General features: G+C 58.7%; 16 protein-coding genes and 1 pseudogene. 7 read left to right on the forward strand and 10 right to left on the reverse strand.

The window, feature by feature from the left end:
* Window positions 1-41: 41 nt before the first annotated feature.
* Together A9974_RS25875 and A9974_RS25880 are read right to left on the reverse strand one after the other, a co-directional pair.
* On the reverse strand, window positions 42-2,081 hold the full coding sequence (locus A9974_RS25875; protein ID WP_183007038.1) for a TRAP transporter permease: 2,040 nt from the start codon (window positions 2,079-2,081) through the stop codon (window positions 42-44).
* Window positions 2,082-2,187: 106 nt separating this feature from the next.
* On the reverse strand, window positions 2,188-3,147 hold the full coding sequence (locus A9974_RS25880; protein ID WP_175192247.1) for a TAXI family TRAP transporter solute-binding subunit: 960 nt from the start codon (window positions 3,145-3,147) through the stop codon (window positions 2,188-2,190).
* A gap of 226 nt (window positions 3,148-3,373) precedes the next feature.
* On the opposite strand from A9974_RS25880, the gene A9974_RS25885 reads away from it, so the two are divergent.
* Window positions 3,374-4,513: a DSD1 family PLP-dependent enzyme gene (locus tag A9974_RS25885; RefSeq protein ID WP_183007039.1), complete on the forward strand. Its 1,140-nt coding sequence runs from the start codon at window positions 3,374-3,376 to the stop codon at window positions 4,511-4,513.
* 51 nt (window positions 4,514-4,564) lie between these two features.
* Here the strand turns inward: A9974_RS25885 and A9974_RS25890 are convergent, their stop codons facing one another.
* Genes A9974_RS25890 through A9974_RS25905 form a run of 4 tightly spaced genes read right to left on the reverse strand, consistent with a single transcriptional unit; the run spans window position 4,565 to window position 7,414 of the window.
* Entirely contained in the window at window positions 4,565-5,302 is a 738-nt protein-coding gene (locus A9974_RS25890) for an amino acid ABC transporter ATP-binding protein (protein ID WP_183007040.1), read from the reverse strand.
* A complete protein-coding gene (locus tag A9974_RS25895) occupies window positions 5,283-5,939 on the reverse strand; it encodes an amino acid ABC transporter permease (RefSeq protein ID WP_183007041.1) in 657 nt (218 codons plus the stop codon). Before A9974_RS25895 ends, A9974_RS25890 begins: the two co-directional genes overlap by 20 nt.
* Window positions 5,936-6,604 carry an amino acid ABC transporter permease gene (locus A9974_RS25900; protein WP_183007042.1) on the reverse strand — a complete coding sequence of 223 codons (669 nt, stop codon included), beginning with the start codon at window positions 6,602-6,604 and terminating at the stop codon, window positions 5,936-5,938. Before A9974_RS25900 ends, A9974_RS25895 begins: the two co-directional genes overlap by 4 nt.
* Window positions 6,605-6,631: 27 nt before the next feature.
* Window positions 6,632-7,414 (reverse strand): transporter substrate-binding domain-containing protein, encoded by a 783-nt coding sequence (locus A9974_RS25905; protein ID WP_183007043.1) that lies wholly within the window; start codon window positions 7,412-7,414, stop codon window positions 6,632-6,634.
* Between the two features lie 304 nt (window positions 7,415-7,718).
* Between A9974_RS25905 and A9974_RS25910 the strand changes: the two genes are divergently transcribed.
* Entirely contained in the window at window positions 7,719-8,048 is a 330-nt protein-coding gene (locus tag A9974_RS25910) for a YegP family protein (RefSeq protein WP_183007044.1), read from the forward strand.
* Between the two features lie 177 nt (window positions 8,049-8,225).
* On the opposite strand, the gene A9974_RS25915 is transcribed toward A9974_RS25910, so the two are convergent.
* Window positions 8,226-9,191 carry a tripartite tricarboxylate transporter substrate binding protein gene (locus tag A9974_RS25915; RefSeq protein WP_183007045.1) on the reverse strand — a complete coding sequence of 322 codons (966 nt, stop codon included), beginning with the start codon at window positions 9,189-9,191 and terminating at the stop codon, window positions 8,226-8,228.
* A gap of 212 nt (window positions 9,192-9,403) precedes the next feature.
* Here A9974_RS25915 and A9974_RS25920 point away from each other — a divergent pair, with 212 nt between their 5' ends.
* From A9974_RS25920 to A9974_RS25935, 4 genes are all read left to right on the forward strand, one after another.
* Window positions 9,404-10,597, forward strand: coding sequence for an acetylornithine transaminase (locus A9974_RS25920; RefSeq protein WP_183007046.1), 1,194 nt, complete (start codon window positions 9,404-9,406; stop codon window positions 10,595-10,597).
* A gap of 369 nt (window positions 10,598-10,966) precedes the next feature.
* Window positions 10,967-12,973 carry an ATP-binding protein gene (locus A9974_RS25925; protein WP_183007047.1) on the forward strand — a complete coding sequence of 669 codons (2,007 nt, stop codon included), beginning with the start codon at window positions 10,967-10,969 and terminating at the stop codon, window positions 12,971-12,973.
* A 585-nt stretch (window positions 12,974-13,558) separates the two neighbouring features.
* A complete protein-coding gene (locus A9974_RS25930) occupies window positions 13,559-13,780 on the forward strand; it encodes a hypothetical protein (protein ID WP_183007048.1) in 222 nt (73 codons plus the stop codon).
* 203 nt (window positions 13,781-13,983) lie between these two features.
* The gene (locus tag A9974_RS25935; protein WP_183007080.1) at window positions 13,984-14,322 is read left to right on the forward strand and encodes a transposase; all 339 of its coding nucleotides are present in this window, start codon (window positions 13,984-13,986) and stop codon (window positions 14,320-14,322) included.
* Window positions 14,323-14,634: 312 nt separating this feature from the next.
* On the opposite strand, the gene A9974_RS25940 is transcribed toward A9974_RS25935, so the two are convergent.
* From A9974_RS25940 to A9974_RS29560, 3 genes and pseudogenes are all read right to left on the reverse strand, one after another.
* Window positions 14,635-15,558 (reverse strand): DUF2971 domain-containing protein, encoded by a 924-nt coding sequence (locus tag A9974_RS25940; RefSeq protein WP_183007049.1) that lies wholly within the window; start codon window positions 15,556-15,558, stop codon window positions 14,635-14,637.
* Window positions 15,559-15,787: 229 nt separating this feature from the next.
* On the reverse strand, window positions 15,788-16,951 hold the full coding sequence (locus A9974_RS25945) for a hypothetical protein (RefSeq protein WP_183007050.1): 1,164 nt from the start codon (window positions 16,949-16,951) through the stop codon (window positions 15,788-15,790).
* 195 nt (window positions 16,952-17,146) lie between these two features.
* Window positions 17,147-17,275: pseudogene (locus A9974_RS29560) on the reverse strand (integrase core domain-containing protein); the annotation flags it as partial.
* Between the two features lie 436 nt (window positions 17,276-17,711).
* Here A9974_RS29560 and A9974_RS25955 point away from each other — a divergent pair.
* Entirely contained in the window at window positions 17,712-18,044 is a 333-nt protein-coding gene (locus A9974_RS25955; RefSeq protein WP_183007051.1) for a hypothetical protein, read from the forward strand.
* Window positions 18,045-18,133 lie beyond the last annotated feature (89 nt).

An 18,133-nucleotide genomic window follows, 5' to 3' on the forward strand; every position in this document is an offset into this window, starting at 1 on the left:
TCTGCCCCTTTTTAACGCCCCGCGCCCGTGTCGTGTCCCCCTTAAGGACCCACGCCTTCGGCTGTCTTGGGAACGGCCTGTAGCTTGAGCTGCGCGAATTGGCGCAGGAACACCGGGATGCAGATCGCCAGCCCCACCAGCCCGCTCGCCAGGCCCGGAATGATGGTCAGCAACGCGCCCACGGTGCACAGCCAGCGTTCCCAGCTTTTCATGCCCACCAGCATGTAGCGCGAGAATGCCGCCGACAGCAGCACCAGCCCGACCATGCAGCCGAACAGCGTCACGAAAAAGTCGTACCAGGTGAAGCCCTGCACGGAAATCAGCAGCGACGGCGAGAACACGAACACAAAGGGCACGATCAGCTTGGTGATGCCCAGCCTGAACGCCGTGTTGCCGGTCTTGAACGGATCGCTGCCCGCCATGCCCGCCGCCGCGTAGGCCGCCAGCGCCACCGGCGGTGTGATGTCGGCCAGGATGCCGAAATAGAACACGAAGAAGTGCGCCGCGATCGGCTGCACGCCCAACTGCACCAGCGTGGGCGCGGCCACCGCGACCATGATCAGGTAGTTGGCGGTGGTGGGCACGCCGCAGCCCATCAGGATGCAGACGATGCCCGTCATGATCAATGCGGCCATCAGCGTCAGCGACTGCAAGTCGGCCAGCGCGTCGGGAATGACCATCGCGGCGCCGCCGGCCAGCGCCTGCGAGGCGGCGATCACGATGTACGAGATCTTGAAGCCCACGCCGGTCAACGTCACCACGCCGATCACGATGCCCACCGTGCCTGCCGCCGCGCCGACGGCCAGGGCATACTTCGCGCCGGTCTCGAACGCTTCGTACAGGTCGCGCCAGCGCAGCCGCTGGAACGGATTGAGCAGCCCCACCACAATGCAGCCGGTAATGCCGGCAAACGCCGCCAGGTACGGCGTGCGGCCGCTGGCCAGCACCCCGATCAGCAGGAACAGCGGAATCAGCGTCGGCCAGCGCATCTTGAACGACTGCTTGAGCTTGGGCATTTCGGCTTCGGTCAGCCCACGCAGCCCTTCGCGCTTGGCCTCGAAGTGCACCTGCATGAACATGCCGAAGAAATACAGGAACGCCGGGAAGATGCCGGCGATGGCGATCTGCTGGTACGGAATGCCCAGGAATTCGATCATCAGGAATGCCGCCGCGCCCATGATGGGCGGCGTGATCTGCCCGCCCGTGCTGCTGGCCGCCTCGACGCCGGCGGCGAAATGCCGCGGATAGCCGACGCGGATCATCGCGGGAATGGTCAGCGACCCCACCGTGACCGCGTTGGCCACCGATGAGCCCGACAGCATGCCGAACATGGCCGAGCCGAACACCGACACCTTGGCCGGCCCGCCGGCATAGCGCCCCGCGATGGTGGACGCCACGTCCAGGAACAGCTGGCCCAGGCCGATGCGCGTGGCCAGCACGCCGAACAGCACGAAGTGAAAGACATACGTGGCCACCACGCCCACCGCCACGCCGTACACGCCCTGGCTGGTCAGGTACATGTGGTTGACGATCTGGGACCAGTTGTTGCCCGCATGCTTGAGCAGCCCGGGGAAATACGGCCCGAACATGGCGTAGGCCATGAACACGATGGCGATAATGGGCAGGGGCCAGCCCATGGCGCGGCGCGTGGCTTCGAGCAGGCCGATCAGCAGGATCGAACCCATGAAGACATCGAGGGGCATCGGGTTGCCCACCCGGAAGGCCAGGTCCTCGAAGATGTATGGGATATACAGCACCGACAACGCCAGCGCCACGGCAATGAGCCAGTCATACAGCGGAATGCCGCCCGGCGCATACCAGGTGGAACGGGGCTCGCGCTGGTAGTGCGACTTGGAAAACCCGAACACCAGGAAGATCAGGCTCAGTACGAACGCCAGATGCACCCCGCGGTGCGTGGCTTCGCGCAGCAGGCCGAAACCCGCCGTGTAGTAGTGGAACAGGGACAGCGTGACGAGCAGGCCGGACACGATCCACGTGGCGGTCTTGTCCAGCGGGCGAAAGCGGATTTCCGAGTCGTACTTCTCCGCCAATTGCTGGGTCTTCTGGTGGTCTATTTCCATAGCCGTGGTTCTCGGGAAATGCATCGCGGGCGGGGCCTTGCGGCCCCGCCCCTACGCCGCGCGGCGATACGCGCGGGTTGTGACGGACAGGCTTGGGGGCCAGGGCCTACTTCAGCAGGCCGACTTCCTTGTAGAACTTCTCGGCGCCGGGATGGAACGGAATGCCGGCGCCCTTGACCGCGTTGTCGCGCGTGATGAGCTTGCCCTTGGCATGGCCCGAGTCCAGCGTCTTGCGGGTGGCGTCGCTGTACAGCGCCTTGGTCACCTCGTACACGGTCTGCTCGGGGATCTTGGCCGATGTGACCATCTGCGCGTTGACCGAAATGGTCTTCACTTCGGGCACGTTCTGGTACGTGTTGGCGGCGATCACGTCGGGCGTGAAGAACTCCTGCTTGGCGCGCAGCGCGTCGATTTCCGGTCCCACCAGCGGCACCAGTTCGATGCCGCCCGTGGACGCCAGTTCGGCGATGGCGCCGGCGGGGGCCCCGCCCACGAAGAAGAACGCATCCAGCCCGCCGTCCTTGAGCTTGTCGCCCGCCTGGTTGGGCTTGAGGTATTCGGCCTTGATGTCCTTGTCGGTCAGGCCATAGGCGCCCAGGATCAGGCGCACGTCGACCAGGGTGCCAGAGCCGGGTTCGTCCATCGACACGCGCTTGCCCTTCAGGTCCGCCACGCCCTTGATGCCCGCGCCCTTGCGCGTCACCAGGTGGATGCTTTCCGGATACAGCGTGGCGATCAGGCGCAGGTCTTGGGCCTTGGGCTTGCCTTCGAAGGTGCCGGTGCCGCTGTAGGCCCAGAACGCCACGTCGGATTGGGTGAAGCCCGCCTCAAAGGACCCGCCGATGATGCCGTTGATGTTGGCGACCGAGCCGTTGGACGCCACCGCCGTGGCGATCAGCTTGCCAGGCTGCGATACCGCGTTGCCGATGATGCCGCCGATGGGATAGTAGGTGCCGGCGGTGCCGCCGGTGCCGATGCGGAAGAACTGCTGCGCCTGCGCCGCGCCGGCCGCGGCCGTCAGGGACAACGCCAAGGCCAGGGTGGTGATCCAGCTTTTTGATTTCATGCGAGCTTCTCCAGGGTTCGATAAGGGGCATGCTTTGCGCTGCGTTGCCGTTTCGGGGCCTGGCCCCCCTTATCGAGCAAAAGGCCCGCTTGTCGCGGGCCCGCCGTGGGGGGCTCTATTTGTGGTGAAATTCTGGCATGGCGGCACCCCCCAGCCAATGCTTGCAGGGCTATCGTTTACCTGGGGGTGGCGACTTCTTTCGTACAGCAGATAACGGAGTGTCCAGATGTCCCAGGAAGTCATACGCGGCATCGCGCTGCCCCCGCCCGCCCAGGTTGGCGACCCCTTGGCCAGCGTCGACACGCCCAGTCTGGTGCTGGACCTGGCCGCCTTCGAAGCCAACCTGCGCGCCATGCAGGCCTGGGCCGACCGCCACGAGGTCGCGCTGCGGCCGCACGCCAAGGCTCATAAATGCCCCGAGATCGCGCTGCGCCAGCTGGCGCTGGGCGCGCGCGGCATCTGTTGCCAGAAGGTCAGCGAGGCCCTGCCCTTCGTGGCCGCCGGCATCCGCGACATCCACATCAGCAACGAAGTGGTCGGCCCGGCCAAGCTCAAGCTGCTGGCCCAGCTGGCGCGCGCCGCCAAGATCAGTGTCTGTGTCGACAATGCCGCCAACCTGGCGCAGATCTCGCAGGCCATGGCCGCCGCGGGCGCCCAGGTCGACGTGCTGGTGGAAGTGGACGTCGGCCAGGGCCGCTGCGGCGTGTCCGACGACGCCACGGTGCTGGCGCTGGCGCAACAGGCGCGGGCGCTGCCGGGCGTGGAATTCGCCGGCCTGCAGGCCTATCACGGGTCGGTGCAGCATTTCCGTACCCGTCAGGAACGCGCCGAGGTCTGCCGCCAGGCCGCGCGCATCGCCGCCTCGTACCAGCTGCTGCTGCGGGAAAGCGGCATTGCCTGCGACACCATCACGGGCGGCGGCACCGGCAGCGCCGAATTCGACGCCGCCAGCGGCGTCTTCACCGAGCTGCAGGCCGGGTCGTATGCCTTCATGGACGGCGACTATGGCGCCAACGACTGGGACGGCCCGCTCACCTTCAAGAACAGCCTGTTCGTGCTGTCGACCGTGATGAGCACGCCCGCGCCCGGCCGCGTCATCCTGGACGCGGGCTTGAAGTCCACCACCGCCGAATGCGGCCCGCCCGCGATCCACGGCACGCCGGGCCTGAAGTACGCGGCCATCAACGACGAGCACGGCGTGGTGCGTGTCGCCGAAGGCACGCAGCCCCCCGCGCTGGGCGACACGCTGCTGCTGGTGCCGTCGCACGTGGACCCCACCTTCAACCTGCACGACGGCCTGGTGGTGGTTCGCGACGGCATCGTGCAGGACATCTGGGAAATCTCGGCGCGCGGCTTCTCGCGTTGATACCCGGTTGCCTGGGGCCGGCGCCGCGATGCGTCGGCGCCGGGCGCCTGGCTAGCGCGCCAGGTCCGTCATCCCCAGAAACTGCCGCAGCTCTGGCGTTGCCGGCGACGTGAACAATTCCTCGGGCGGACCGATCTCGTGCACCCTGCCCTGGTGCATGAACACCACGCGGTCGCAGACCTCGCGCGCAAAGCGCATTTCGTGCGTCACCATCAACAGCGTCATGCCGTCGGCGGCCAGCTCGCGCACCACCGCCAGCACCTCGTTGACCAGCTCCGGGTCCAGCGCCGACGTGATTTCATCGCACAGCAGCGCCAGCGGCTGCATCGCCAGCGCGCGGGCAATCGCCACGCGCTGCTGCTGTCCGCCCGACAATTCCTCGGGCCACGCATCGAACTTGTGACCCAAGCCCACGCGCGTCAGCATGGCGCGCGCCAGGTCGGCCGCCTGCGCTTCCGGCAGCCGCTTGGCCACCATCGGCGACAGCATCACGTTGCGTCCCACCGTCAGGTGCGGAAACAGGTTGAACTGCTGAAAGATCATGCCCACCTTCAGCCGCAAGGCTCGCAGCCGCAGCTCGTCGTCGCCCAACTGCGCATCAGCCACCATGATGGCGCCGCTGTCGATCTGTTCCAGCCCGTTCACGCAGCGCAACAGCGTGCTCTTGCCCGAGCCGCTCTTGCCGATGATGGCGATCACCTCGCCGGGCTCCACGCGCAACGTCACCCCTTTCAGGACTTCGTTGTCGCCGAACTTCTTGCGGACGTCTTCAAGGGCGATGAGGGGCATGCAACTTCCTTTCCAGCCTAAGGCTGAGGCGCGACAGGGGCCAGCACAGCGCAAAGTAGATGAGCGCGGCGCAGGCATAGACGGTGAAGGGGCTGAAGGTGGCGTTGGTGATCACCGTGCTGGCCTTGGACAGCTCGGTGAAACCGATGATCGAGGTCAGCGCCGTGCTCTTGACGATCTGCACCGCAAAGCCGACGGTAGGCGCGACACCGATGCGCAGCGCCTGCGGCAGCACCACGTAGCGCATCTGCTGCACGTAGCCCAGCGCCAGGCTGGCCGAGGCTTCCCACTGTCCTTTCGGAATCGCCTCGACGCAGCCGCGCCAGATCTCGGCCAGAAAGGCCCCCGACCACAGCGTCAGCGCCGCGCCCGCGGCCAGCCACGGCGGCACCTCGATGCCCGCCAGCGACAGCCCGAAGAACGCCAGGAACAGCTGCATCAACAGCGGCGTGCCCTGAAAAAGTTCGATGTAGGCCCAGCTGATGCGCCGCATCAGCGTCACGCGCGAAGTGCGCATCATCAGCGCCAGCGACCCCATCAACGCGCCGCCCACGAACGCCACCAGCGACAGCACGATGGTCCAGCGCGCGGCCAGCAGCAGGTTGCGGACAATGTCCCAGGTAGAGAATTCGATCATCGCACCGCCTTGCGAAACAGCCGCTTGCCCGTCATGCGCAGCAGTTGGCGTAGCAGCACCGACAGCGCCAGATAGATGCCGGTCGTCACGAAATACACTTCAAACGCCCGAAAATTGCGCGACTGAATAAAGTTGGCCGCAAACGTCAGGTCCTCGGCCGCGATCTGCGAACACACCGCCGAGCCCAGCATCACGATCACGATCTGCGACGACAGCGCCGGCCAGATGCGCGCCAGCGCGGGTTTCAGCACAATGTGCCGGAACACCTGCCCGCGCGTCATCGCCAGGCTCGCGCCGGCCTCGTACTGGCCCTTGGGCGTGGCATCGATGCCCGCGCGGATGATCTCGGCGCTGTAGGCGCCCAGGTTCAACGCCATCGCCAGACAGGCCGCCTGCATCTCGCCCAGCTGGATGCCCAGCGACGGCAGGCCAAAAAACACGAAGAACAGCTGGATCAGAAAAGGCGTGTTGCGCACCGCCTCCACATATGCGGCGACCGGCACGCGCAGCCAGCGCGGACCGTGCGTGCGCGCCCACGCGCAGCCGATGCCCAGCGCCACCCCGGCCACGGCGCCAAAGGCGATCAGCTCGACCGTCACGCCGATGCCCTTGATGAGCACCGGCGTGTAGTCCAGCATGGAAGCGAAGTCGAATTGATAAGCCATCAGGGCGCCCCGGCGCTCGCGCCTGCCTTACAGATCCTTGGGCAGGTCGGCGCCCAGCCACTTCTTCGAAATCGCCGCCAGCGACCCGTCGCGCTTGGCGCCCGCCAGAATCTCGTTGACCTTGGCGCGCAGCTTCGGCTCGTCCTTGTTCAGGCCGATGTAGCAGGGCGAATCCTTGATCAGGAACTTGGTCTCGGGCTTCTTGGGCGGGTTGCGCGCCAGAATCGCCGCGGCCACCACGTTGCCCGTCGCAATCAGCGGCACCTGCCCCGACAGAAAGGCCGTGATGGTGCCGTTGTTGTCTTCATAGCGCTTGAGCGTGGCCGTGGGCGGCGCAATCTTGGTCAGCTCGATGTCTTCCACCGCACCGCGCGTCACGCCGATAGTCTTGCCCGCCAGGTCCGCGGCCGACGCCACCTTCAGGTCCGCCGGGCCGAACACGCCATTGAAGAACGGCGCATACGCGTCCGAGAAGTCGATCGCCTTCTCGCGTTCCGGATTCTTGCCCAGGCTGGAAATCACCAGGTCCACCTTGCGCGTCTGCAAGTACGGCACCCGGTTGGCGCTGGTCACCGGCACCAGTTCCAGCTTCACGCCCAGCTGCTTGGCGATCAGCGCCGCGGTATCGATGTCGTAGCCCAGCGGCTTCATGTCCGCGCCCACCGACCCAAACGGCGGAAAGTCCTGCGGCACGGCGATCTTGATGGTGCCGCTCTTGACGATATCGTCCAGCGTGTCGGCATGCGTAAGCGGCGCGGCCAGCAGCGTGGCGGCGGTGCAAAGGGACAGCAACAGGGTTCTACGCTTCATGAGGAACTCTCCAGGGCGCGCCGTCCCAAGAGCGGGGTTCGGCGTTGCACACCAATTCGGTATACAAAACTGGAAAAGCAAGTTCCGTGCCATTTCGCCGCCGCCGGGAGCACGGCGTAGCGGGCCGCTGAATGTGCACCCGATTGGTGCGTGACGCGTCGTCCCGGCGCATGGCGCGCACCGGTTTGGAACCTGCGCCGCTATTTCCCCTGGGCGGCACATCCATTACGATGGCCCGGCGTTCACAACGCACGCATCGCAGTATTGGCCAATTCTTGAATCCATCCCCTGACCGGAGATTTCCATGAGTGGTTACTACGATTTGAAGCGCAGTGGCGACCAGTACCTGTTCAATCTGAAAGCCGCGAACCACGAAGTCATACTTACCAGCGAGCGCTACACCACCAAGGCCAGCGCACAGGAAGGCATCCGCTCGGTGCAGCAGAACTCGCCCATCGACGCGCGCTATCAGCGCAAGACCGCCTCCGACAACTCGCCCTACTTCACCTTGACCGCATCCAACGGCCAGACCCTTGGCCGCAGCGAAATGTATTCCAGCACCTCGGCCCGGGATAACGGCATTGCGTCCGTCAAGACCAACGGGCCGACCCCCACGGTGAAAGACAACACCTGACCCGGGGCAAGCCGGCGGCGTTGCGCTGCCGGCTGGGCGAACGGCAGCGGCCGCAGGACGTCACGCCATGCGGCCGCTGCTCGTCGCATTGATGGCTGGCCAGCCACGCATTGGCGGGCGGGCCGGTCGCAGCGCCCATGGGGCAAACGCCTGCGACCCGTCCTATTTCACTCGCCGTCAGTCCACCTGTGCGCCGGACTGCTTCACAGCCTTGCCCCACTTGTCCACCTCGCCCGCGATGAACGTGCCGGTGGCCTCGGGCGTCAGCGGCATCGGTTCCGCGCCACGATCCCGGAAGAACTTCTGCATTTCCGGCGTGCCCAGCACATGGCCGATCTGCTGGCTCAGGTACTTCGTAATCGCCGGCGGCGTATCACGCGGCGCCAGCACCGACGCCCAGCCGATCGCCTCAAAGCCCGGATAACCGCTTTCCGCCACCGTCGGCACGTCCGGCAACTGCGGCAGGCGCTTGGCCGTCGTCACCGCCAGCGCCACCGCCTTCTTGCTCTGCACGTGCGGCAGGCCCGCCGTCACCGAATCCACCATCAACGGCACCTGATGGCCCAGAAAATCCGCCTGCGCCGGGCCGCTGCCCTTGTACGGAATGTGGCGGATATCGATATTGGCCGCCGCCTTGAACATCTCGGCCGACAAATGCTGCGTGCCGCCGATCCCCGCGCTAGCGTAGGCCAGCTCGCCCGGATTGGCGCGCGCCTGCGTCACCAATTGCTTGAGCGACGTAATCCCCGACGCCGGCGTCGCCAGGAACATCAGCGGCACCGAAAACACCCCCGAGACCGGCGCAAAATCGTTCGTCAGGCTGTAATTGATGGTCTTGTACAGCGTCTGGTTCACCGCCGCGGCAGAGCCCGCGATCACCAGCGTGTAGCCGTCCGGCGTCGCGCGCGCGGCCTGCTCCATGCCGATATTGCTGCCCGCGCCCGCGCGGTTTTCCACCACGATGGGCTGTTTCAGCGCCGTGCCCAGCTTTTCGGCCAGGGCCCGGGCAAAAATGTCGGTGGCCTGCCCCGGCGGGAAAGGCACGATCAGGCGGATGGCGCGGTCGGGATATTCAGCGTGCGCCGCCGTGGCGGCAGCGGCCAGCACCAGGCCGGCGGCGAGACTGGAAAGAATTCTTGTCATGATCGGTCAGTAAAAAGCGACAGAAGGCGCCGCGCAGTGCCGCGCCTGTTGCATAAAATAGAGAGCCCCGCGCTGGCGGCCCTTTTGGGGCGGCCCGGGGGCGGATCGGCAGGGGGTGCGTCACGATAGCATTCCCGCGCCGGTGCTAAATTCACCTTTTAGCGTTTCCCACCCTTTTCAACCCCTGTCCTCCCATTTCAGCAGGAACCGCCATGGAATTCAGCCAGTTCAACGTCAACGCCCTCATGGAGATCACCTCCCGCCCGGACCTCGTGTTCGTGCGCGGCCAGGGATCCTGGCTGGAGGATCACGCGGGCAAGCGATACCTGGACTTCGTCCAGGGCTGGGCCGTCAACACCCTGGGCCACTGCGCCCCGGAAATGCAGAAAGCCCTGCTCGAGCAGTCCAAACTGCTGATGAACCCGTCTCCGGCGTTCTACAACCTCCCGTCCATCGAACTGGCCCAGCGCCTGACCGGCGCCTCGGTCTTCGACCGCGTCTTCTTCGCCAACAGCGGCGGCGAAGCCAACGAAGGCGCCATCAAGCTGGCGCGCAAGTGGGGCCAGGTCAACAAGAAAGGCGCCTACAAGATCATCACCATGAACCACGGCTTCCACGGCCGCACCCTGGCCACGATGTCCGCGTCGGGCAAGCCGGGCTGGGACAAGATGTTCGCGCCGCAGGTGGAAGGGTTCCCGAAGGCGGAGATCAATGATCTTGAATCGGTGCGCAAGCTGATTGATGATCAGACCGTCGCCATCATGCTGGAACCCGTCCAGGGCGAAGCTGGCGTCATCCCCGCGACCAAGGAATTCATGCAGGGCCTGCGCAAGCTGGCCGATGAGCACAAGCTGCTATTCATTGTGGATGAAGTGCAGACCGGCATGGGCCGTACGGGCACGATGTTTGCGTATCAGCAGTCGGACGTGGTGCCGGACATCATGACGCTGGCCAAGGGGATTGGTGGCGGTGTGCCGCTGGCGGCGTTGTTGGCGCGTCAGGAAGTCTGCGTGTTCTCGCACGGGGACCAGGGCGGCACGTATAACGGCAATCCGTTGATGGCGGCTGTGGGGGTGGCGGTGTTTGATGCGCTGGCTGCGCCTGGGTTTATGGAGTCGGTCAATGCGCGTGCGAAGCAGTTGTCCGAAGGGCTGTTGGCGCTGTCGGCTAAGTACGGCATGAAGGGCGAGCGTGGGATGGGGTTGCTGCGCGCTCTGATCATGGATCGCGACGACGGCCCCGCCATCGTTGAAGCTGCGCGTAATCTGGCTCCGGCTGGGTTGCTGTTGAATGCGCCGCGTCCGAATCTGCTGCGTTTCATGCCGGCGTTGAATGTGACGGCTGAGGAGATTGAGACGATGCTCAAGCAGCTGGATGGGTTGATTGCGCGGGTGCGTAAAGAGTAATCTGTTTTTATGTTTTAAAAAGGGCCGCATTTGCGGCCCTTGTTTTATCGGCGGTTATTGTTTATAGGTGTGAAAAGTGTAAGGCGGTTTCAATGGTTGTTCGGCGATTCTTTCAAAAATGTCTTTGAAAACAAGTAAGATCCGAATAGGTTCTCAGTCGATGACTCCATGTCAGTGCGAACCCTGAATTTGCTAATTCCACATAATGGTTCAAGCTGGCTTCGAAACATATACTATCGCTGATACGTAAACAGAGATATATTTCACTCTATGCTCAATGGAACATTAGTTTGCAATACCGCTTTGTTGAAAATCTGACGGTTTGCCCGCTACGAAGAGAAATAGAGCAACGCCAAAAAGAGGACGCCTGTGGATAGCGACGTAGAAAACCTGGTTCGATCGATTGGTCTGCCTGCCAAGCGGGCAATGATTCCGCTGTTTGAAGCAGTTTCAAACAGCATGCATGCGATCGACGAACGGTTCGACGACGATACGCGGCAAGGTGTAATTGAAGTCGATATATTCGAACGTCGTGATCTGCTGGGCGCTCCAGAAACGGAGGGTGCAGCCTGGCCCGTCGACGAAATTGCCATTGCAGATAATGGCGCTGGCTTTCATGCCGATAATTTGGCTTCCTTTAAAAAGGTCTATAGCAATCGAAAACTCGGAATTGGCGGAAAGGGTTTTGGCCGATTTACCTTCCTGAAAGTCTTCGCTGATGCGAAAGTGGAGAGTGTGTATGGAAATGGTGATCGGCTATACGAACGCATTTGCTTCACTTTTGATGCGGCCAATGAAGTTCAGATCGAATCGAAGGCTGAATATGTGGGGCCGTGCCAAACGGCTATTCGTCTGAGGGGCGCTCGTGAAACATATGTCAGATTTCTTCCGTCGGATCCTACAGTAGTAGCGGAACGAATAATTGAGCACTTTTTGCCGCTGTTCGCGTTGGGACGGATGCCAAAAATCTCGGTGCGAGCTGGTGACAGGACAGTAGATCTCAGGGCTTTGTATGATGACAGTATTGGATCACGTACGGCGCGAGATACGATCAACTATCTAGGGCATCCCTTCGAACTAGCTTATGTCCGGAGTTATAGAGCAAACGCGGTGCCTCGGATTGTGTTGTGCGGAAACGGAAGGGCTGTTACCGAAGAAGAGCTTGGAAAAATTGCTACAGAAATGCCTGAACGTCTGCTCGATGAGAATGGCAAACCATACGGGCTTCGGGTGCTTGTAAGTGGTGATTATCTAGATCGACATTTGGATCTAACGCGTACCAGCGTAATTTTTCAGAGCGATAACGGTGAGTTCGAAGACGAACAGCTAATTAACAAAGCAGATCTTCTGGAAAAAATCGGGGAGACTGTGCGAGATAGATTCAGGAAGGAAATTGACGAGACTGTCTCAAAAAGGGAAGCTCAATTGGAAGAGCTTGTCCGAGAGATGCCTGAGTATCGAATTCTGTCACACACAAAATACCGTGCTCGTGTCCTTCGGCGAGTGAGATTTAGCGGAGGGAGAAATGCCATCGAGGCGGAATTGTGGCGGGAGCTTCGAGAGATTGAATCCGACCATCGCGCCGAAGGCTCGCAAATACGCAAGTTGTTGGACGATGGGTTGGAAGCAGATTATCGTCAAAGATTGGAAGAATATACAGAAACTGAAAACGAGCTTGGAAAATCCCAGTTGGCCAAATATATCGTGCATCGTCGTGTCATTTTGGATCTGCTGGACAGATCGTTGCAAAAATTGGCCAACGATGAAAAATATGCTTTAGAACAAGATCTACATAATCTTGTTTTTCCAATGGGAAAGACTTCTGTCGATATATTCAGAGATCAGCAGAATTTGTGGGTAATTGATGAGGGGCTTAGTTTTCATTCGATTTTGGCTTCCGACAAAAAGATGAAATCAATTCCAGGTCTTGAGAGTACATCCAATAAAGAGCCTGACATTATTGGATGCTTTTATGATCGTGCAATTACTGTAGGGCCAGATTCTGAGGATGCTACAGGCGCTGCCGTTGTAATCGAATTCAAGCGACCGAAGCGAGATGATTTTTCAATTACTGATCCATTAAGACAAATTACAGATCGTTTCTTTGAATTGAGGGATGGTTCGGTAACTTCAGTCACGGGTCGCCAAATCAATGGTAAAAATTTGAGATTTGTCGGTTATTTTATCGCTGACCTTACGCCGTCGTTAAAGCGCTGTCTGCGGAGCTTTGCCCATGAGACTTTTGATGGGGAGGGATATTACTTTCAACCCCCGAATCTTCCTGCATACATTGAAGTGATTTCATACGATAGGTTGCTGCGGAATGCTCAGCGACGTAATCGCATTCTGTTTGATAAGCTAGGGTTGAGCGGGTAAATGATGTAGTGTGTTTCGGAGCAAGAAGCGGAGCGGGCGGTGCGCATGTATAAATATTTCCCTTTAAACGGCGGATATTAGAAGACTACGGCATAACACTTACTAGTGAAATGTTTGCCCCTTCGCGCACTTTGTCGTCTTTCATTAATGTGCATGAAAAAGATGTCAGACTCTGAGGTTTTCCCATGAATTTTCAGGAAAATTCATTTAAAGTCAGAAGCTTGAGATAACGGGCGAAGTCAAACGATTCGCTGCTGGATGATCAGGGCGTGCATGGCCCCAGTCCTATACCCTTCATCAGGCGACCAAACCGTTTGAAGGAAGACAGGCCATGCACGCAGTCGGAGTATTGCAGAAACTGCTTCAGGATACGATCCTAAGCCTGCATCTGAGTCGGCTCAAGGCCTTGATGAGCGCGGTGCGAAGTGCAATGACACCGCGCCGGCTGACCCTAAGCTGACTGGCGCGCGGTTTACCGGCCGGCCAGGCAATCCGGCATCGGGTCAAGCGAATGGACTGGTTGCTGGGCAATACCCATCTGCATGGCGAACGCCCATGTTCTATTAACTGCTGTGCCGCGAGTTCATGGGCCAGGCCCAGCATCCCGTGATCCTGGTGGATTGGTCTGATTTGGAGGCTGATCGCAGTTGGTTGGTATTGCGAGCGGCACTATCGACCCGCGGCGCGGCCATGCCGATTTACGAGAGCGTGTATCCGCTACGCGATCAGAACTCGCCGAACGTAGAACAGACATTTCTGACCACGCTCAAATTCTTGTTGACCGAGGGCCTTGGTTCAGTCATCTAAATCAGCTGAACTGGTACTGGGTAGGACGCATCCGTGGCCGCACGTTCCTGCGCTCAGGCCAAGAACCGTGGCGTCGATGCACGGACGATTACGCAGCAGCCAGTTCTGGACCTACAGATCTGGGCGAGCAGGAAATGATCCGAGCGCGCTCTGTGCAAGCGCGGCTCGTGCTGTAACGCAAGCCGCCCCAGCAACGCCAGGCCCTGACACAATTCAAGCAGCGAAAGCGCAGCAGCCACAGCGAGGTCTGCGCCCGGCGCGAAAGCGAGCAATGGTTGCTGTGTGCATCGTTGTCGCTAATCGAGACGACCGCACGTGAGGTTGTTGAGATTTACCGCAAGCGCATGAGCATCGAATGCACCTTCCGTAGTTTGAAATCCCATCAGTTCGGATTCTCGTTCGAGGACAGCCAAAGTGCGGGTGCGGCACGCTTGCAGGTTCTGTTGTTGATCCACGCGTTGGCAACGTTTCTGCTGTGGCTGGTGGGCAAACTGGCCGAGCGCGAGAAACTGAGACCGCCCTACGAATCCAACAATCGCTAAGACCGGCCAACCATCTCGTTGCTTACGCTAGGGGCCATGATCTATACCGAGCGTGCGCTGACTTTGACTGAGGCGTCAATGCTTGGCCTTTTGCAAAGACCGTTCAAACCCGCTGAACCCACGGGAGGATTGCGATAAATTTGTGGGGAAACCGCAGAGTCTGACACCGTTAATTTCACTGTCCGCCGAAGCACTCAAGTCAGCAACATTGCTATATTTAGTGAATGTCGGGAACGAACGGCATCCAAAAAATTAAATCGGCGAAATCCAAATAAACAAAAGCAGAAGCATCACGAAATTGAGCCAAATTGCTCATTTATTTGAATTCATTCGTCGAACACTTTCCAAATAACCATCCAGGATTCCATAATTCTCCATTATCCTAAATGTATTTCGGCCGGCGGCCTCATCCCGATGCGATTTGTTTATCCGGCACCATGAGCACGTTGCCATCCCGACTCGCACGGGCTCTTGGCAAACATCGCACAAATCACGGCCAAGCACTAAATTCTGCCCGTTAAATTGATAGGCGATACCATCCGCATCTAAAAAAAATGGCGTTATCGAGCTACGCCCGATTTTCATTTGAAAATATTCACATTCAAATAAATCCGCCTTTTCTTGTAGCTTTCGGCACAGCTCCCCACTTGCGCGCGGGCCTGCTATGAGGGCGGTAACGCTGCCCTTAGGCGCATCCATCAACATCACGCTACCGATTGATCGAACTTCGCTTTCCCCGACGATCATGCGCCGTTCATTCTCGTAGTTCCAATAGTCGGCCTTTGTATAGTATGCCGCTTGGAAAGCACCTTGTTGCAGCCATGCAATATATCTAGGTTTTTGTAGGGTGTAGGCCTTTTCTAAAAGATCTAACAGACCTTTTGACGGCCCACTAAGGTACGACACATTGCCGAATCCACTATCGGGGAGTCCTTCCTGTAATAAGGGTTCATCGAACTGAATAGCAAACCCTTGAAGATTGTTCGCGTAGTGTGCCCACATAGGAGCGACCGCAGGGGAGCGAGAAAAACACGTCGTTGGTAGTTGTGGAATTTCTCCGATAATTTCTTCGTAATACGCAAGAAGCTCTGGCTCGGTTTGATAATCAATTGTGAGAAAGAGTTCAAACGGATCATTAAAATCCTTCGGGTACGAACATTTCAGCGTCGCAATACCGTTATCTTTAACAATCAAATCCAAGGTGTCTGGACCCGCATATTTGTAGATATTAGACAAAATTGACGCTCCGCGGAAGTTTTATACGGTAGATAAATAAAGTGTCAGACTCTGAGGTTCTCCCACTATTTTTCGCGACACTATAAAAAATCAAGAGGGTGCTGGAGAGCATACTGGCAAGCGACCTACAGGCCAAAAAAGCTGAGGCGCTTGAATCCCTGCAGTTGCACAGCTAGAGGCCTAAAATTAGATCGAGAGAAATTTCAGCTTAATATCGGTTCGATAGTCTCTAAATGTTTTTATTGGATCTAGGCTCAGGTGCGTATTGTTCTACCAACAGCTGGAGCTCGCGCTTCTTTTGAACTGCCTTCGAAGAATACTCCTCTTGGCGTTTTCGAATGTTTCGCAAAACAAGCGCTATCGACCTCTTATCGAGCTTATGTTTGATATCAAGTCTATCCAAGTAGTCAATGAGTTTGCCCAGTTCTGTCTCTGCCTCTGCAATTAGGCTGGCTGCTGTGCTGGCTATTCGCTGACTTCTCGCGGCACGTTCCTCGGCATCATACGAGGGAACTTGGCTAGCCGTGTTCAATTGCTCTGCGCATAGTCTCACAGCATAATCAAATTTTTCAAATGTCTCATCCAAATCATTAAAAAAATTGTTCATAACTTCCTGAAGGCGGATGCCCAAGCGGCGGTATTCGATTTGCTTTAGTGCGTCTTCAGGCGCTGTTAATTTGAGCAACAGATCGGTTTCCAGTCCATATGTCCACGAAATGCTATGATTTTTTTGGCGCTTTGCTATTATGGCCAAAATTACCATATATAGGACGGCGACCAGACATAAGCTCTTGCTTACTTCCGCTGGTAATACGGCCAGGGTAGGGATCATGTTTTTTAGCTCACTCGCGATCATGACTCCGAATGAAATTATAAAAATAATAGTAACCACGTGATCGCGCACGGGAGATAGTGATAGGTGGGATTTAGGAAGTCTATCTAGTTGGTGCTCGTGAGGTCCTCTAAGCCAATGACATATTGTGCTTATACTTATCCACATGGCAACGCATCCGAACAGTCCGGGGAGGATTAGGATGAGCGAACTTCCGATAAAATGCCAATATAAAAAAACCGGGAGCAATACCACGACGCCTACAATTAATGGTGTGTAGGCATCTTCGCGGAAAGTGGAGATGTATCGAGGTTCGTCTTTGCGATAATTGCTTGGTATAGTAAGGGAAATCAAAAAATATAGTGCTTGCGCACACAGTGTTGCGCGTAGAGCCAGCTCGGCATAAATATCATCCCATAGCGCGATGGAGCCCAAAAGTTGCCAAGCAATAAGTGCTGCCGCGCCCAAAAGTGCCCAAATATTTATGCCGTTTATCTTTGCTTCTATTTCTGCGGATTTTTGAACATTTCTTAGATAATCTATGATTTCTTTTTCATTCATGATTGGGTGAGCTTTATGTAAGGTGGGGGAGCGAGAAAATAATATATATTGGGTTAATGATTTGTCATCGCTTGACTAATGTCTTAATACAAAAATTTCAAAATAATTATTTTATGGACTAAGGCTGGGGGCTCGGTAATACCCCTGTTTTGCACGGTTAGCAGAAGGAGGAACTAAGTGGCCATGGCAGACCGCTTTTTTTGGAGTAATGCTGCTCGAGGCGATATTTGGGCGTTCGTGATTGTAGGACCACATCCACCTCGTGGCGTGTTCCTGTACATGCTCAAGGTTTTCCCATTCATACTGGGACAGCCATTCGTAGCGGGAAAAAATATGGTTTCAGACTACGATTTTCCTGATCCGTCGTGCTGCTATGCAGCCGAGTGCTTATACAACCTAGCGTCCGATTGACGCGTGACCAAGCGGTAGAAGGTGGACGTGGTCTCGACATGGACCGCTTTAATCCTGTAGCGAATTGGTCTTCCTACCTACCAACGCCTGAGGTCGCCGCCGTATACTCCCCTTCACTACCGCACCACCGGTAGCCCGGTTTGGAAGCCGGCAATGTCTTTGGCGGACCGCCGCCGCTCTGGCGGCTTTTTCATGTCCGAGCGCCTTTGCACGTCCCTATGGGCGGGCCTTGGCGAGGGTGCGTTCGCGCACGCCGGTTTCCAAAGACGCCGGTCTTCCAACCTTGCCTCGTGCCCGCCCACCCCATTTGGAAGTGGGGAGCGGGCTTCATCAGTCTTTGGAGCCTGTCATGCAATCCCACCCCCTCACCCAAAACCCTTGGCTGGTCGACACCGACCCGGAACACGGCCTGGTTCCCCTCGCCCCGCTCTACAACATCGAACGCGCCCGCTTCGCGATCGAGACCATTGCACGCCTCGTCGGCAACAGCGCCTCCGAACCCGACGCAACCGGCGCACAGCCGTTGGATGCATGGACCATCACCGCATTGATGGGCGGTGTGGAAGGCCTGTGCGCGCATGTGGGCACCTTGACCGACGCCCTGCTGGAATCCGCGCGTGCCTGCACGGATGACGCAAGCCTGGGCTGCCTTACACACGACGCGCCCAGGTCGATGCAGTAGGCCTGCTCAGACGGCTCGGGCCTGACGATGCGATGCGCATCAAGGCCCAGCCGTCACACCAGAGCCGCCAGCCAAACCGTCACCCAAGC

This window comes from Achromobacter sp. UMC71 (assembly GCF_014170305.1).
Lineage (GTDB): Bacteria > Pseudomonadota > Gammaproteobacteria > Burkholderiales > Burkholderiaceae_B > Achromobacter.

Coding starts and splice junctions, on each gene's coding strand:
- A9974_RS25875 (WP_183007038.1), bottom strand. CDS start 2,081: ATGGAAATAGACCACCAGAAGACCCAGCAATTGGCGGAGAAGTACGAC.
- A9974_RS25880 (WP_175192247.1), bottom strand. CDS start 3,147: ATGAAATCAAAAAGCTGGATCACCACCCTGGCCTTGGCGTTGTCCCTG.
- A9974_RS25885 (WP_183007039.1), top strand. CDS start 3,374: ATGTCCCAGGAAGTCATACGCGGCATCGCGCTGCCCCCGCCCGCCCAG.
- A9974_RS25890 (WP_183007040.1), bottom strand. CDS start 5,302: ATGCCCCTCATCGCCCTTGAAGACGTCCGCAAGAAGTTCGGCGACAAC.
- A9974_RS25895 (WP_183007041.1), bottom strand. CDS start 5,939: ATGATCGAATTCTCTACCTGGGACATTGTCCGCAACCTGCTGCTGGCC.
- A9974_RS25900 (WP_183007042.1), bottom strand. CDS start 6,604: ATGGCTTATCAATTCGACTTCGCTTCCATGCTGGACTACACGCCGGTG.
- A9974_RS25905 (WP_183007043.1), bottom strand. CDS start 7,414: ATGAAGCGTAGAACCCTGTTGCTGTCCCTTTGCACCGCCGCCACGCTG.
- A9974_RS25910 (WP_183007044.1), top strand. CDS start 7,719: ATGAGTGGTTACTACGATTTGAAGCGCAGTGGCGACCAGTACCTGTTC.
- A9974_RS25915 (WP_183007045.1), bottom strand. CDS start 9,191: ATGACAAGAATTCTTTCCAGTCTCGCCGCCGGCCTGGTGCTGGCCGCT.
- A9974_RS25920 (WP_183007046.1), top strand. CDS start 9,404: ATGGAATTCAGCCAGTTCAACGTCAACGCCCTCATGGAGATCACCTCC.
- A9974_RS25930 (WP_183007048.1), top strand. CDS start 13,559: ATGGGCCAGGCCCAGCATCCCGTGATCCTGGTGGATTGGTCTGATTTG.
- A9974_RS25945 (WP_183007050.1), bottom strand. CDS start 16,951: ATGAATGAAAAAGAAATCATAGATTATCTAAGAAATGTTCAAAAATCC.
- A9974_RS25955 (WP_183007051.1), top strand. CDS start 17,712: ATGCAATCCCACCCCCTCACCCAAAACCCTTGGCTGGTCGACACCGAC.